The sequence below is a fragment of the Nostoc sp. ChiQUE01b genome (genome assembly GCF_034531255.1).
Lineage (GTDB): Bacteria > Cyanobacteriota > Cyanobacteriia > Cyanobacteriales > Nostocaceae > Nostoc.
Genome location: NZ_JAVRBM010000025.1, coordinates 1 through 15,149, shown reverse-complemented (window position 1 = coordinate 15,149; position 15,149 = coordinate 1). Strand labels below are relative to the sequence as shown.

The 15,149-nt window shown below is 40.5% G+C and carries 17 protein-coding genes; 6 read left to right on the top strand and 11 right to left on the bottom strand.

Annotated features, from left to right (window positions below; all coding sequences use genetic code 11):
• Position 1 precedes the first annotated feature (1 nt).
• The 4 genes from RMY63_RS17825 to RMY63_RS17810 form a co-directional block, all read right to left on the bottom strand.
• Positions 2 to 610, bottom strand: a complete 609-nt coding sequence (locus RMY63_RS17825) for a HEAT repeat domain-containing protein (RefSeq protein ID WP_322729969.1) — start codon at positions 608 to 610, stop codon at positions 2 to 4.
• A 422-nt stretch (positions 611 to 1,032) separates the two neighbouring features.
• Entirely contained in the window at positions 1,033 to 1,527 is a 495-nt protein-coding gene (locus RMY63_RS17820) for a bleomycin hydrolase (RefSeq protein WP_322729968.1), read from the bottom strand.
• A 77-nt stretch (positions 1,528 to 1,604) separates the two neighbouring features.
• A complete protein-coding gene (locus RMY63_RS17815; protein WP_322729967.1) occupies positions 1,605 to 2,162 on the bottom strand; it encodes a bleomycin hydrolase in 558 nt (185 codons plus the stop codon).
• A gap of 370 nt (positions 2,163 to 2,532) precedes the next feature.
• Complete coding sequence (locus RMY63_RS17810; RefSeq protein ID WP_242060871.1) at positions 2,533 to 2,703, bottom strand: NblA/ycf18 family protein; 171 nt, start codon at positions 2,701 to 2,703, stop codon at positions 2,533 to 2,535.
• Positions 2,704 to 3,005: 302 nt separating this feature from the next.
• Here RMY63_RS17810 and RMY63_RS17805 point away from each other — a divergent pair, with 302 nt between their 5' ends.
• From RMY63_RS17805 to RMY63_RS17795, 3 genes are all read left to right on the top strand, one after another.
• Complete coding sequence (locus RMY63_RS17805; RefSeq protein ID WP_416212529.1) at positions 3,006 to 3,614, top strand: phycobiliprotein lyase; 609 nt, start codon at positions 3,006 to 3,008, stop codon at positions 3,612 to 3,614.
• Complete coding sequence (locus RMY63_RS17800; RefSeq protein ID WP_322729966.1) at positions 3,615 to 4,157, top strand: hypothetical protein; 543 nt, start codon at positions 3,615 to 3,617, stop codon at positions 4,155 to 4,157. It begins immediately after the preceding gene.
• A 384-nt stretch (positions 4,158 to 4,541) separates the two neighbouring features.
• On the top strand, positions 4,542 to 5,309 hold the full coding sequence (locus tag RMY63_RS17795; protein ID WP_322729965.1) for a phycobilisome rod-core linker polypeptide: 768 nt from the start codon (positions 4,542 to 4,544) through the stop codon (positions 5,307 to 5,309).
• 231 nt (positions 5,310 to 5,540) lie between these two features.
• Here the strand turns inward: RMY63_RS17795 and RMY63_RS17790 are convergent, their stop codons facing one another.
• From RMY63_RS17790 to RMY63_RS17775, 4 genes are all read right to left on the bottom strand, one after another.
• Positions 5,541 to 6,458, bottom strand: coding sequence for an RluA family pseudouridine synthase (locus RMY63_RS17790; protein WP_322730046.1), 918 nt, complete (start codon positions 6,456 to 6,458; stop codon positions 5,541 to 5,543).
• Positions 6,459 to 6,774: 316 nt separating this feature from the next.
• The gene (locus RMY63_RS17785) at positions 6,775 to 7,125 is read right to left on the bottom strand and encodes a DUF952 domain-containing protein (protein WP_322729964.1); all 351 of its coding nucleotides are present in this window, start codon (positions 7,123 to 7,125) and stop codon (positions 6,775 to 6,777) included.
• A gap of 27 nt (positions 7,126 to 7,152) precedes the next feature.
• Positions 7,153 to 7,521 (bottom strand): KGK domain-containing protein, encoded by a 369-nt coding sequence (locus RMY63_RS17780; RefSeq protein WP_322729963.1) that lies wholly within the window; start codon positions 7,519 to 7,521, stop codon positions 7,153 to 7,155.
• A gap of 217 nt (positions 7,522 to 7,738) precedes the next feature.
• Positions 7,739 to 9,253: a thioredoxin-like domain-containing protein gene (locus tag RMY63_RS17775; RefSeq protein WP_322729962.1), complete on the bottom strand. Its 1,515-nt coding sequence runs from the start codon at positions 9,251 to 9,253 to the stop codon at positions 7,739 to 7,741.
• Between the two features lie 412 nt (positions 9,254 to 9,665).
• On the opposite strand from RMY63_RS17775, the gene RMY63_RS17770 reads away from it, so the two are divergent.
• Positions 9,666 to 9,854, top strand: coding sequence for a hypothetical protein (locus RMY63_RS17770; protein WP_322729961.1), 189 nt, complete (start codon positions 9,666 to 9,668; stop codon positions 9,852 to 9,854).
• 99 nt (positions 9,855 to 9,953) lie between these two features.
• Here the strand turns inward: RMY63_RS17770 and RMY63_RS17765 are convergent, their stop codons facing one another.
• Positions 9,954 to 10,541 carry an RICIN domain-containing protein gene (locus tag RMY63_RS17765; RefSeq protein ID WP_322729960.1) on the bottom strand — a complete coding sequence of 196 codons (588 nt, stop codon included), beginning with the start codon at positions 10,539 to 10,541 and terminating at the stop codon, positions 9,954 to 9,956.
• A gap of 248 nt (positions 10,542 to 10,789) precedes the next feature.
• Here RMY63_RS17765 and RMY63_RS17760 point away from each other — a divergent pair, with 248 nt between their 5' ends.
• Positions 10,790 to 11,701 (top strand): nucleotidyl transferase AbiEii/AbiGii toxin family protein, encoded by a 912-nt coding sequence (locus tag RMY63_RS17760; RefSeq protein ID WP_322729959.1) that lies wholly within the window; start codon positions 10,790 to 10,792, stop codon positions 11,699 to 11,701.
• Positions 11,702 to 12,148: 447 nt separating this feature from the next.
• On the opposite strand, the gene RMY63_RS17755 is transcribed toward RMY63_RS17760, so the two are convergent.
• On the bottom strand, positions 12,149 to 12,601 hold the full coding sequence (locus RMY63_RS17755) for a hypothetical protein (protein ID WP_322729958.1): 453 nt from the start codon (positions 12,599 to 12,601) through the stop codon (positions 12,149 to 12,151).
• A gap of 133 nt (positions 12,602 to 12,734) precedes the next feature.
• Between RMY63_RS17755 and glsA the strand changes: the two genes are divergently transcribed.
• On the top strand, positions 12,735 to 13,649 hold the full coding sequence (gene glsA, locus RMY63_RS17750; protein ID WP_322729957.1) for a glutaminase A: 915 nt from the start codon (positions 12,735 to 12,737) through the stop codon (positions 13,647 to 13,649).
• Here glsA and RMY63_RS17745 read toward each other — a convergent pair.
• Positions 13,614 to 15,149, bottom strand: a 1,536-nt coding sequence (locus RMY63_RS17745) for a sensor histidine kinase (protein WP_322729956.1), incomplete at its 5' end; no start/stop codon positions are given. The genes glsA and RMY63_RS17745 overlap by 36 nt on opposite strands.

Sequence of the window (15,149 nt, the reverse complement as noted above, 5' to 3'; positions counted from 1 at the left end):
GCTATTCTCTGTTAAATTTAATCACTTGATCTAATCGGGGCAAAGCACTCACTGCTGACTCTCGAATGTATGGATCGACAGATTCATCCTTTGTCAATGCCGTCAGCACTTCCACCCCTCGGATATCGCCCATCGAACCGAGTGCATTGACGATCGCCACAGCCACCGCCACATTATCTATTGTTTTCAAAGCTTCAGTCAAAATCTCAAAGGCGGGAGATCCAATCTCACCCAATGCCATTACGGATGCAATATAAACAACGGGATTTGGGTCATTGAGCGCTGTTTGCAATCCCTGTAAACCCTCATCTGGGAAGGGAACATCGGGATGATTAGCAGCAACCTGTGCTAGAGCCTTAGCACAACTGCCCCGAATAGTCGCATTATCACTATTTACTAATGACTCTACCACTAGTGGTACAGCGTCTGTACCAATAGCACCTAGTGCTTTTACCGCAGCTCGACGATAGGTGACATCTTCTTCATCTAAAATACCCATCAGCCGAGGAATGGTATTTTCATCACGGACATCAGCCAATTCCCACATGGCTCGTTCCCGCAAATTGGGGTTGGGGTGTTTTAACTGTGCAAATAGAGAATCTATTGTCATATAGCAAAGGACTGGGGATGGTGGGGCCCCTGAAGGGGATAAGGGGTAATGGGGACTGGGTGAAAAGTCTTTGTCTTGAAAAGTGACGCTCCTGCGTCGCTAACGCTGCGCTAGCACATCGGCCCAAGCCGCCGCTCCGACGCCAGTCGCCACAAGTCGGGAAACCCGCTCAAGGCGCTGGCTCTACTTTTCGCTTTGTGTCTAGGTTTCATCATCTGTTAATGTCCTAACCACGTTGGCTGTTGCTATAAAAGAAAATTTCCCTGTTTAAATCCTCCAAGTTCAATCATTAATTACGAATTAATAACAACTTAGGGACTCTTGGTCAATCACTCAACCTGATACAGGCAAAGCAACGGACTGAGAGTCCCTGAGTTTTAGAGTATGACGATCGCTCGTCTACGTCTAGTCAATCCTTATGACTATGAAAGGGAGTTGATTACGTAGTCAAGAAGAGAGCGGAACTCAACTAACGCTTGAGGAGACAAGTCGCGAGGAGAGCAAGCGCGATCGCGAGTATAAGTCAAAGCGGTAACGTAAGGAGCAGTAGGCAGATTCAAAGAGCGATAAACTTCGCGAGCACCTGCAATACCCCACTCATCTAGAGGGCCAGTACCACCCACAACTAAGCTGTAGTTGATCAAGCGTAAGTAGTGCTTGATGTCACGGAGGCACTTGTCTTTCTTAACTTGAGTGTCGCCAGCTTCACCTTCTTGGCTCAGGTAAGGATATTTCTTGAAGGCAGCATCATAACCTTCCTTAGCTACGTTATCGATACCAGTAGCTAGCTTTTCAGCAGCTTCTAGACGAGCATTAGCACGCTGAATGCTACCTTGAACGGATTCTAGATCGGAACTGCTGGGAAAACGACCTGCTGCATCAGCAGATGCAATAACTGTAGTGAGAACTGATTTCATTGCTTTTTATACTCCAGATTAGATTTGATCGGTTTTAATTTCAGTTTGCTTGGCTAACAGCCTTTAGCGATGAGCGATTAGCTCAAAGCAGAAATAACGCGATCGAAGTAGCTAGCAGCTTCAGCAGCTAGAGCAGAGCAGTCGCCTTGAGCAACTTCCAGTTTGCGGAATTTTTTACCAGCGTTAGCTTCTGTATTGGTGTTGGTGATGTGAGCGACACTGATAGCCTTCAGGATTTGGAAAGCCCGTACAGAAGAGCCAGTGGGTACGCCCAAAGCTGTGTAGGTTTCTTTCAGACCGTTCAAAGCACGATCGTCTAATACGGAAGAATCACCAGCCAACAGCGCATAAGTTACATAGCGCAGAACAATTTCAGCATCACGCAGGCAAGCAGCCATCCGGCGAGTGGGATACAAGTTACCACCAGCTTGAATCAAACCTGTGTTTTCACAAGCAATCCCAGCAATGGCATCAGAAACCGCACAGCTAGCGTTGCTGGCGATCGCATTCACTGCATCAAGGCGCTTGTTACCTTCAGCGATGAAAGACTTAAGGGCTGCCAAGTCAGCACCACCGATAGGAGCGGTTTTGGCATCAGCCGCAATTACAGCTCTGGAAAAAGCATCAAGAACCATGAGTTCTCCTTAATATTCACAAATGGCGGATATTATTTTTGGCATGTTCTCAATCAGGTTAACTGTGAGTAGCCAAAGAAAAACATAGGGGATCAATAGTACCCTAGTCTTTACTATGAGAGACAAAGTAATAATCTGTAATATTTACATTGAGTATGGGGCATGGGGCATCGGGCATGGGATATGGAGACTAGAGAATAAGCAGGAGAGCAGGGGGAGCAGGGGGAGCAGGGGGAGATGAGGGAGATGAGGGAGATGAGGCGAATAACCCATGCCCAATGCCCAATTCCCAAAAAATTAAGACTTACGCATTCTCATGGAACTCTCCCATTGCGTAAGTCTTAAGGAAAAAATTTTGTTTTTGACTCGATCAAGCTTGTTTTAACAGATGTTTGACCAAATTATCTTTCACCATCATCTGCCGTAAAACTTCTAGTAAAAATTCTTGAGCCTCTTGTTGACTCAGATTTTTTACCTGGTCTTTCAAATTTTGTAAGCGAAACTGTTGTTCTAAGGTTAATTCCACTGGAAAGTCCATCATTTACTCCTGTGATTGACTGAATCGAAAGGTATTTGTTGTTGGTGGAAAACGATCGCTTTCTACTAGTTTAGCACTTGGATATTAAAATGTCTACATTGTCAAGTCATAATAAATCATGCTTATAAAAGTTTACAATCACATTACAACACGTCTGTCTCTCCCTTTGTCGGGTGTTTATTGAAGCTGACCACTAATCGCTGTAATGTTTAGAATGTTTATATACCAACTACTCTAAAAACAAAGAACAAGGTAAACATCATCCGCAGGAGTAATAAGTAGGAGTCAGAAGATTGATAGACGCAATGGAATTTTTTCAGCTAAGTGCTGGTAAGTGGCGATCGCAACGTGCAACTCATCATCTGGCCTTCAAGCGCTCAGAGACAGGAGAATCGGATATACAGGTAGAAACTCTCGATGCCGATCATCCAGAAATCATTGAACTGTGCCAGTATCATGAGATTGACCCCAGCCTTTGTGTCGGTGGCTCGCGTGTGCGTTGGCTAGGGACAATGGCTTGGGATCGAGAGGATGAGGAGAATCATCAGGGGAAAACCATATTTGCGATCGTGCCTGATGGCGATAACCCAAGGCAAGGCAAATTACTCCGCGAAAGAGGCTATGCCGAAATAGTGCCTGTAGTCGGTCTTTTTCACATGGACGATGAAGACGGACTGGTGTTGACAACCGAATATGAAACAATGAGTTCCATTGAGCGATTCTGGTTCGCTAGCCCAAATATGCGACTACGAACCAGTACAGTCAAACGGTTTGGCGGCTTTAGTACGGCCTCTTTTTGTAGCGAAAGCCGTATTGATGCTTCTATTGAGGTTTCCAGCGCAGAAGAAGTAATAGAAGGACTTGGGCCGGATATTTTGGAAAAAAGACAGTTTTATTCAGTTTTGGGCTGGTGAATGATTCTCAAGCAGAGCGATGCTTTTACTTGTGGGCGAGATTATCTGCGTCTGGTACAGGGACTTGCCCTAGAACCGGGTATGGTGGATGTATTGGATAACCTGCGCGATCGCATCCCCATTTGCACTTGGATCGGCGAAAATATTAACGCCGTAAACGCTCAGATCAACACCTATCTAGAAGTTTGTCATCAGTGCTTTCATCCTCAAGAGCGTCGCCAAATCCAAATTTTTGCAGTTCCCATAGCTCAGTCCTTTGGCATAGATGGCCTGTGCAACATTCTCACAAACCCGATCACTATTCTGGTAGATGTTGGTCGAGTTGCACCTAAAGATTGGTTTGGTGTAGTCGTCCATGAATACGCCCATGCCCATCTAGGAGAGTTTGGTCACAATGAGCAATTTGCTAGCATCCTATCTCATCTATGCTTAGGACTGGGATTGGAACCACCCTACTGGGAGGCAGGAATGGAAGCAACTTTGCGTAGCTGGCCTTACTGTAAATCAACCATAGATCCCCTGGAATTTTGGATTGGTCGCTGAAGAAGGCAGAGGAGCAGAGGAGATGAAATTTTTTAATGTTCCATTCCCCAGCCCCCAGTCCCCAATGCCCCATTAATTTCTTTTGCTAAATGTTAAAAATTATTGCTTTAGTTCAAAAAGGTGAAACTGAATCTCCTAATCTGAAATATGTGAATAAAATTTTTAGTCTATTTACGTAGTCAATTAAACTGGAAACTCAACTCCCTATTTTATTAATTAGCTATGGGTTTAATCCACTAGGCTAGTTATTTATCGTACGAATACTTAAATTACCCTTAGTTAAGTTTCGTGAAAATTTATCAGAATCTGAGGTTCTGATACAACTACTCCCTTAATATATGATTAAAAGTTGTTAACTTTAATTAAGAACATGGAGGCTTTAGAGTGGCAATTCCTCTGTTAGAATATGACCCTTCAAGTCAAAATCAGCGTGTAGCTGCTTATGAAGTACCGGGTGATGAACAGCCCAGGATTTTTACTACAGACAATATACTTTCTCCGTCAGATTTAGGTGATTTGATCGAAGCAGCATATCGTCAAATTTTCTTTCATGCCTTTGCTGCCGATCGCGAAACATATTTAGAGTCTCAACTCCGTAATGGACAAATTACAGTGCGAGACTTTATCCGTGGGTTGGTGCTTTCCAACACCTTTAAGAAAAGCTTTTACGACCTCAACAATAATTATCGCTTTGTTGAGCAAGTAATTCAGCGGGTTCTAGGACGCGATCCATACAGCGAGCGGGAAAAAATTGCCTGGTCAATTGTAGTCGCTACCAAGGGTATTGTAGGCTTTATTGATGAAGTGCTCAACACTGAAGAGTACCTGAGCAATTTTGGATACTCCACAGTGCCTTATCACCGCCGTCGGATACTGCCATCCCAATCTGAGGGTGAGTTGCCATTCAACATTAAATCTCCCCGGTACGAAGATTACCACCGTGCCAAACTGGGCTTCCCCCAAATCATTTGGCAGGTCGAAGTACGCAGATTCCTCCCACAAGAGCAAAAGCCCAAGGCTGGCGATCCAGCTTTATTCTTGGCTTTGGCACAAAGTATCAATGCAACTGGCAATGCTCCACAACAGATATCGCCATACAACATCGATATCGAAAAGTCTGTACCTTATCGGCAACTGTCAGGAATTAAATAATTTTTGGTCGGTGGTTGGCTAGTACATCCATTTGATCATTTTATAGCGTGCATAAGTCTTGGGTTATGTAGGAGTTTTATTTAGATATAACTAAGTGAAACAGACTCTATCCCATGTCTAATGCACGCTAATTGTTAATGGGCATTGGGCATTGGGCATTGGGAATTGGGCATGGTTTTTTATTAAAGCTTGATGTGTTTAAAATGTGGGTAGTTTCAGGGGTGGATGAGGTTAAAGTGTAGCTCGTCTTTTTAGCATCTCTAAAAGTTTTGTGAAGTGGGCGGGAGGAGTAGCTGTCACCTCAATCAACTCCTCAGATAGGGGATGCTGCAATTTGAGTCGCCAAGCGTGTAGTGCTTGACCAGGCAAATTTACCCCTACTGAATGGCCAGAACTATAAACTGGGTCGCCGACAATGGGATGACCGATTTTGCTGCTGTGAACGCGAATTTGATGGGTGCGTCCAGTTTCTAATTGAAAGTGAATTAAGGTGAAGTTACCAAGGCGTTCTAATATTTTCCAGTGAGTGACGGCGACTCGTCCGCCTTGTTCAACAGGCATAACAGCCATTTTTTTGCGGTCTTGGGGATGGCGGCCAATGGGCAAGTCGATAGTGCCATTTTCAGTTTTTGGCGCACCGTAAACTATGCCCAAGTATTCTCGTCGTGCAGTTTTTGCTTTGAGTTGTGCTTGTAGATGATGATGGGCAACATCTGTTTTAGCGATCGCGATCGCCCCCGTTGTATTCTTATCCAATCGATGGACGATTCCCGGACGTTGGACTCCGCCAATTCCTGGTAAATTGGGACAGTGAGCCAATAGGGCATTAACCAAAGTGCCATCAGGATGACCGGGCGCAGGATGGACAACTAAACCTGCGGGTTTGTTGAGAATAAGTAACTGGTCATCTTCGTAAAGGATATCTAAAGGGATATCTTGTGCTTGCAGTTCTAGAGGTTGAACTTCTGGTATATCGATAGTGATGCGATCGCCTACCTTGACATTGATCTTCTTAGATGTGCAAACTTTGTCGTTAAGTTGGACGTTACCCTGTTCGATTAACTGTTGGATGCGGGAACGGGATAAGTCTGGTAATTCTTGGGAAAGGTAACGGTCGAGGCGATCGCTTTTAGTGTTGACGGAGTGTATCGTACTCTTAAAGGGAAGCAAGCTAGGTGTAGCATCCTTAAGTGGAGTTGACAAGCGTTCGCCCTTGGCGTTGGCGTTCGCGTAGCGTGTCGCAGACAAGCGATCGCTATTTTCTTGGATTTGTAAATTAAATTCGGTCACAATTGCTCTAGATTATTAATTCCCCGTTCTTTAAGTAAAGCGCGGAATGCTTTGAGTTGGGGTTATGAATTGGCGATCGCGTGTCGCTCTCTCAAAATCCTGGGGATGCGATCGCACCACATCAAACCCTTGACTTTTCATCTCTCCTCTGTGTTCTCTGCGCCTCTGTGGTTGATTATTTTAAATTTATAACTTCTTGCGGCAACTCAAATAAACCATCTTCCCCAGCTTCAAAATCAATTACCTGATATACAGCATCAATATTCAACTCACCATATACATGAGGAAATAATTCGCCTATTTCAGCAGGTTCATAGCGAATTTCAGCTTGGACTTTTTCAGAATCAATAAAAAGTAGTACCAATTCTTTTTGATTATCAAAAAATCTCTTTGCAACTTTAAGTATTTGCGTTGATTTTGAACAATGTATAAAACCTTCGCTGTCTAACGAATCAGCGCGATATGTACCGATATTTTTTGCTTGTTCCCATTGTTGGCGTTTGGTAATGTGGAGGATGGTGTTCATGTTGCTTGTATCAAGGTTATTTTATCTCTATGGTTCATCTGGATAAAATTCAAGACAGATATTATTTGGTTTATGGCTATTAGGATATATAAATATCAGAATTTCTAATTTGCCTTTCTGCCAGCCTTTACCATCAATTTTAAGAATCTGACAATCTTTGACAGCATTTAGTTTAATTTCACTAAAGGGTATGCACTCGTCTCCAGCAGAGATACTGCCAAACAAACTACCAACTGAATCATTGTTAATTTTAGTTTTATATGTACAAATTTCCTGACGCCATTTTTTTACAAATTGTCGTATAACTAACTCTCTTAATTTACTTACTTTATAAGTAGCGTTCTCAAATAAAATGACATCATCTCCACAGTCTAGAGGAATGAATTTATTTTTCATATCAATATCTATACTGATAATTCAAAGTTGCCATGTCTATACTTACTACTAAATTATATTGTGGTTTTATTAACATTTGTTTAGTATAAATACTGAATAAATAACTGTAAATAAAGAATCTGGGCAGACATCAAGCGATCGCTCAACAACATTATTCTTTAAAATCTTACCCAAAGACACAGAGTTTTTCTTTGCGTTTTCGCGTGAGATTATGATTCTATAAATTTGATGGAATACAAACATCTGGCGCACACAACTCAGGAAATTGCAGCGTTGTCACCTCAAAAGTATTTAAATCTACGCGGCGGATGGCATGATTATTGGTATCAGCAATATATAAATGTGAAGCGATCGCACTCAATCCTGAAGGTTCAAAAAAACGAGTGTTTTTACCTTGACCATTTTGTAAACCAGCAGAACCATCTCCCAAAACTGTTTGACAATTGCCATTGGGACTTACTAATTTAATTTTATGATTATAAGTATCTGCCACCCACAAAAAATTCTGAGCATATTCCACTCCTAAACAGTGTTGTAAACGGACATCTTCACCTTGTCCATCTACATCGCCAAAACCAAATAAACCGCCACTACCGCAAACAGTTCTTACTTGATACGGTTCGACAATTCCAACACCACGAATTGAACTAACTTCACTGTCAGCAATATATAATTCTTGTCCATTATTAGTAATACCGCTAGGTTGAGCAAAGGCAGATTCAGTAAGTGAACCATCAATACACGCTTCTGCACCAGTACCAGCATAAGTTTTGATGATACCAGTTTCTAAATCCATTTGCCAAATTTGATGCGGCCCAGCCATTGCAATAAATAGGGTATTTCCTACTTTCACTAAATCCCAAGGGGAATTCAGTGCAGTTTCTAAACCAGCACCACCATGAGGATTGATATTATGGCTTTGTTCGCCAGTTCCCGCAATAGTTTCGACTACTTGGTGCTTTAAATCAACTCGCCGCAGTGCATGATTTTCTGTATCAGCAACATAAAGAATCTGATTTTCGGCATCATAAGCCATTCCTTGCGGTGCAAAAAATTGTGCTTCGTTAAAAGCACCATCGGTTAAGCCAGATTTTCCAGTACCAATTAAATGTAGAATTTCTCCGTCGAAACTACTCATAACTAGGCGGTGATGTCCAGAATCAGCAATGAATAAACCCACTTGGGTAGCTAGAACTTTACCAGGAAAAGCTAAAGGTGTGATTAATGGTTGGCGCTGTTTTTCTAAAGTCAAGCTGATTTCTTGGAAATTAATTGTGCCTTTGTTTTGGTGTTGCTGAATTAACTTTTGAATCAACTCATCTAAAGTGTCACGATTTCCTTCACCAGAAATCTGGCCAATCACATAACCTTCTGGATCAATAATTATTAACGTAGGCCAAGCACGTACAGCATACTCTTCCCAAATCCGAAAACCACTATCAACTACAACAGGATGTTCAATGTCATAGCGCAGAATAGCTTGGCGAATATTTTCTGTTTCCTTTTCGTTATCAAATTTGGCGGAATGAACACCGATAATAGTAAGACTATCTTTATATTTTTGTTCTAAATATTTCAGGTTTGGCAGGATATGCAGACAATTGATACAGCAGTATGTCCAAAAGTCTAAAATTATGACTCTACCCTTGAGTTGTTTAAGAGACAAAGGTTTATCGGTGTTGAGCCAAGAGTAATTTTGCGGTAATTCGGGCGCTCTGACACGGGGAATCATAAAGTATACTTTGCTCTTAGAGGATATTGATACTAACAATCAAATACCAGTCCGATAGAGATAATATATTTGAACTTCATACAAGCTTCAGTTTAGTCATGATTGCTTTCATGTTGATGACTAATGTCGTAATATTAATGACTAATATTGTAATGTTAATGACTGATGTCGTAATGTTTGATGACTAACGTCGTAATATTACTCACTAATGTCGTAATGTTAATGACTGATATTGTAATGTTGCTGACTAATGTCGTAATATTACTCACTAATATTGTAATGTTAATGACTAATATTGTAATGTTGGTGACTAATGTCGTAATGTTTTGGCAGTTGCTTAAGTTAGGTTGACAGTTAACAGTAACAGGACTTACGCAAAGGTAACGTATTTCTGTCATTGCGAGCGAAAAAGATGAAAACAATTGAAGAATTAAAGACTCGTATTCAAAAACTCAGTAAACAAGCTGTTGAACTCAGGCAAAAAGCATCTGAACTATATTTAACTAACCAAGAGCAAGCTAAACAGTTCAGGCAACAGGCAAGAGAAGCCAGTAAGCGTTGCCAAGTATTGATACAAGAGTTAAAACGCCAACAAGTTTAAAGCTAAAAACTGGCTAGTCTTGAGAACTGCCAGTTTCTAACTTTCAGGAACCGCATAAATTAAAAATGTTTTTAGCGTTGCACCCCACCCCTTAATCTCTTAAAATCTTGGTTCCCATCGCCACCTCTGATCTGAGGTTGTACCAGAACCGCTAAATCCAGATATTTCACAATCAGAAAGTACCAATGGCGCAGCATCAATTGTGCCAGGATCTCCACGTACATCAATGCATTTGTCGGATAATACATTTCTGATAAATCCTGCACCAATGTATTCCCACCTCTGATCTGTGGTTCCAAAGGGACTGCTAAATCCAGATAGTTCGCAATCAGAAAGTATCAATCGCGTACCATCAGCTGTGCCAGGCTTTCCCTCTACATCAATGCATTTGTTGGATAATTTATTTCTGATAAATCCCCCACGAATAAATTCCCATTTCTGATCTGTGATTCTACCAGCACCGCTAAATCCAGATAGTTCGCAATTAGCAAGTAGCAATGGCACACTATTAGCTGTGCCAGGATTTCCAGCTACATCAATGCATTTGTTTGATAGTTCGTTTATTATAAAGATTCCTCCTAATTGTGCAATAGCATTTTGATTTTCTAGAATGCAAGTTGCTCCCCATAACAGCGATCCGACGAAGCCAACTGCGATCGCTGTATGCTTTTTTAAATTATGTTTCACAAATTTTTTATCCTTAATTTCGTGTTTCTACGGTAAGCTGTTCCACATTTAACTTGCATATATTGGGCGGGCGAGACGCCCACCCCACAAGAAATGTACAATTTTAGATTATGCAAACTAAATGTGGTTTAGCTTATCACAAAACCTTGATCAATATCAGAGTATACTGTTGATTGCTATTTTATCAATGAACTTTTATAAAAGTTATACTTTGAAAAGACTTGAAAAACTAACTACTAACCCCTGCTATGCTCAATCCAGAAAAGCTACCCTTCTTAGAGTCTATTGGTTGGCAGCTAAAAAATGTATATCAATTGCATGAGAAAGAAATGATTCAATTGTATCAACGCAACTGGCATTACAGATCCACTTTCAAACATCTAGAAGATGAAGAAGAAGGATTTGTTTATTATTTGGCAAACAAATATAACTCTTGGATACTAGCGGATTTAGAAATGTTTAATCTTGATTATCATAATAAAATACTTAAAATACTTAACGCTTTTAATCCTGAAGTGTTGAGAAATGCTTACGCGCTTTTTGCAGGTGGTACCTTATTAACGTTAGAATATGACGAATATAGGCTTAGTAAAGATATTGATTTTCTTTTTCCATCTGGAACTGAACATTATAGATACTTAAGAAATTTAATTTATGATGACGGAATTGCTGCATTATTTATAAATACCACAAACATTAGGTTGGGTGACAGCACAGCAAATCAGTACGGGATTCGATTTCCTGTTACCGTTAATGGAACAACTATTAAAGTAGAAATTGTAGCTAATGGAAACTTTAACTTAGATCCTCCTGTTTATCCTCAGTGGGCAAATATTCCATGCTTGAGTATAAGCGACAGATTTACATCAAAACTTATGGCTAACGCTGACCGTTGGAATGATGCCAGTACCCAATCTAGGGATTTAATTGACTTGGCAATTCTACGGATGAATAACGATATCCCTGCGAGTGCAATTTCTAAAGCTGAGGCAACCTATGAAGTGCGCTCACCACTAATTAGGGCGATTAAACAATTTATTGAAAAGACAGAATACAGTCAGAAATGTTTTCAGCAATTAAGTGTTATTGAAGAAAAAATCCCAATAATAATGAATGGAATAGATTTGCTTCTTGTTGATTTTAAAAATTCTTCTAGTTAACCCAAGTTGCTAGTTATGCTGTCGAGCGATCGCTTCGGTTAAACCAATTTTTGATTTTGGATTTGTGATTTTGGATTGACCTCTCCTTATAAAGAAAAAGCTTAAAAGTAATCGTTTTTTTATTTTTATCTCCATGAATTGAGAGGCTTGAAACCCTTTTTTAGATTTCGGATTTTGATTTTAATCCAAAATCTAAAATCTAAAATTGTTCGTGTCACTTAAGTAATAAAATCCCCTCTATTCAAAAATTAGGAGGGACGTATGCTAAATGAAATAATTACTGTCTATAGCATTTTGATTTTCTAGAACGCAAGTTGCTCCCCATAATAGCGACCTGACAAATACAACTGCGATCGCTGTACGTTTTTTTTAATTAGGTTTCACAAGTTTTTTCTCCTTAAGCGTTAAATTGATAAAAAGCATTAAATTAAGCAAGGTAGCTTATCTTTAACCTCTCAATCTTGTACCCTTTGCCCATAAAGGAAGATTATCACCTCTATAAATTACCAAGTTTCCATCATCTTCAACTGCGAGACGACAACTAGAACCAATCGTAGTAAAAGTTGCCCAGATGGGGATTGCATTAAATCCATAAATGACTAAATCGCAGTCGTATTGCATGACGATGTATTTAGCTCCTGTGTCAAAAGTGTTTGATGACCACAGAGGAATGTTAAATGAATTATAAAGAATAAAGTTTCCATCATATTGCAGTACAGCTTTATATTGCCCATTAGGTGAAATCAAGAATTGCCCAGGGAATAAGGATTCGCCTGTATAAAGGATAGATGTACCAGCACCCCCTAGAGCCTTGTTTTGTTGAATAAGCAACGTAGCTTGTGATGAAATTGCAAATGCTATTGTTAAACCTAGAATTTTAGAGAGTTTAGATAATTTCACAAACCTACCTCCAATAAAGTTTTGTTGTCTGTAAACACTGCTAAGATGCCATAGGGGTAAAGTCAACCTTAATCAACATCAGAGTATACTGTTAGTTGCTACTTAATAAATGAACTTTTAAAAAGTTTACACTTTGAAAGGGCTTGAAAAACTAACTACTAAGAAATTATCAGCGTGGGTACAACTAGCCAAAACCCAAGCTAAAGGAGGACGAGTTCTTGATCGCATTCCGCAACTAGCTTTAGCTGATCCTGCTTTGTTTGCAGTTCATATCTGCTGTGAATCGGGGAAAACTATCAGCTTTGGGGATACAGGTTCTATTTTCCCGTTAATGAGCGTTATTAAGACATTTTCCCTACTTTATCTGCTAGAACATCTGGGAGCAGAAACAGTTTTTGGGTGGGTTGGGGTTGAACCATCGGATGCACCCTTCAATTCTTTAGAACAATTAATTAGCGATCGCAGCCATCCCCGCAACCCAATGATTAATAGTGGGGCAATTACTTTATCTGATAAGTTACCAGGAAAGAATGCTAATCAACGCACTCTTTTATTTTGTCAATGGCTTAACCAATTAGCAGGTTGTCAACTAAGCTTAGATGAGGTGATGCTAGCTTCAGTAAGATTAACCCGCTCAAAAGCCAATGAAGCGATCGCTAATTATCTCGCCCAAGCCGGTCATCTAGAAAATATTCAAACAGCACTTGACACTTATGAACAAATATGCTGTTTGTCTGGGCGAGTTGAAGATTTAGCCGTGTTAGGAAAACTCTTAGCTTGTGAAAATAGCTATTTGTCTGCACAAAATCGTCAGATTGTCAATGCTGTAATGTTAACTTGCGGACTATACGAAGCTTCTGCCAAGTTTGCAGTCAGAATTGGTTTACCAATGAAATCAGGGATTGCTGGTGGACTTGTAGCAATAGTACCAGGTGAGGGAGCGATCGCTTGTTATAGTCCAGCTTTGGATCGGGTAGGAAATCCGGTAGCAGGGCTTGTTTTTGTTGAGGCTTTAGCACAAGAGTTGCAGTTGAGTATCTTTGGGTAAATACTGTTTTTGGACGGGGAGAGAAATGGTAAATTCTGTACCACTACCCACCTGAGATTTACAACTTAGTCGTCCTCCATGTTTTTCGACAACAATCTGATGACTAATCGAAAGTCCCATACCAGTGCCAACGCCTGTTGGTTTGGTGGTAAAGAACATCTCAAAAATTTTCTCTAGAGTCTCAGGGGCAATACCAGAACCGTTATCAGCAATACGGACAACTACCCAGTTTTTGTCTTGAAATTCGGTAGCGATCGTAATTCGTGGGTTGTCTTGAGTATTGTGCTGTTCCTCCACAGCATCAAGTGCATTGTTGATAATGTTCATAAACACTTGGTAAAGCGAGCTAGAAAAACCTTCAATGTTGGGAATATCACCGTAGCAGCGCTCAATCGTAATCCCTTTTTTGATCCGGTTATTGAGGATGAGTAGCGTACTCTCAATACATTCATGCAAATCGACTGCATGGGCTTCTGCTTCATCTAGACGAGAGAAGTTTTTCAAACTCAAGACAATTTGCCGGACGCGATCGGCGCCGAACTTCATCGACTGCAAAACTTTAGGTAAATCTTCTTCTACAAATTCTGCATCAATTTCGGTGGCGTGGTCTTGTACCGCTAGAGGTGGACTAGGTACTTCTTGGCGATAGATTTGTAACAATGCTAATAAATCGTCTACATATTGAATAGCAGGATCTAAATTGCCATAGATAAAATTTACCGGATTATTAATTTCGTGGGCAATGCCAGCTACCATTCGTCCTAAACTAGACATTTTCTCACTTTGAAGCAATTGCGCTTCTTGCATTTGCTGCTGACGCAAGGCAGCTGCTTGCTGTTCTTCCAGTAAGCATTTAACCCTGTCCAAAACTTGGTTAAATGCAGTAGCAAGTATGCCAATTTCATCTGTGGTTATGACGGGTGCTTGCAGATCAAAGTTAGATTCTTTGGTGACTCGCTGCGCTACATTCGTCAGCACTTCCACGGGATGGGTAATGGTTCGACTCGTCAAAAAAGCTAAAAGAGTAGCAATTACTGCTGACAACAGAATGCTAGCAACAATAATTTGAATCCGTATTTGTGCTACTGTCTTGAACGTCGTCGTTGCTGCTTGTAATTCCTCATAAGAGGTATTAATGACAGTAACCAGTTCATCAGAGATAGCGTCAAACTCAAGTGCTAAATCACTGTTGGTAAACTTTAACAGTCTTCGTTGAGCGTAGACGCGAAGCGGCTTGTCGATAGACATCGCAATTTTATTCTCAGTTAGAGCAGATAAATCAAGTTGTTGAGATAGTTCTTCAAGTTGTTGAATATAAGTCTGTGTTACACCTTCATAAGTTTTTAGCAGCAGGGGAATATTCTCAGTATGTTTTTCGTTCGCATAATCGACAGTTTTTATATACGTTTCGAGTTCCAACCAAACCTGCTTAATTTCAGGTGCATGTGTATTAGACCTATCCGAAATATAAATACGGCATAAAAAAGTGGTAGAAGAATA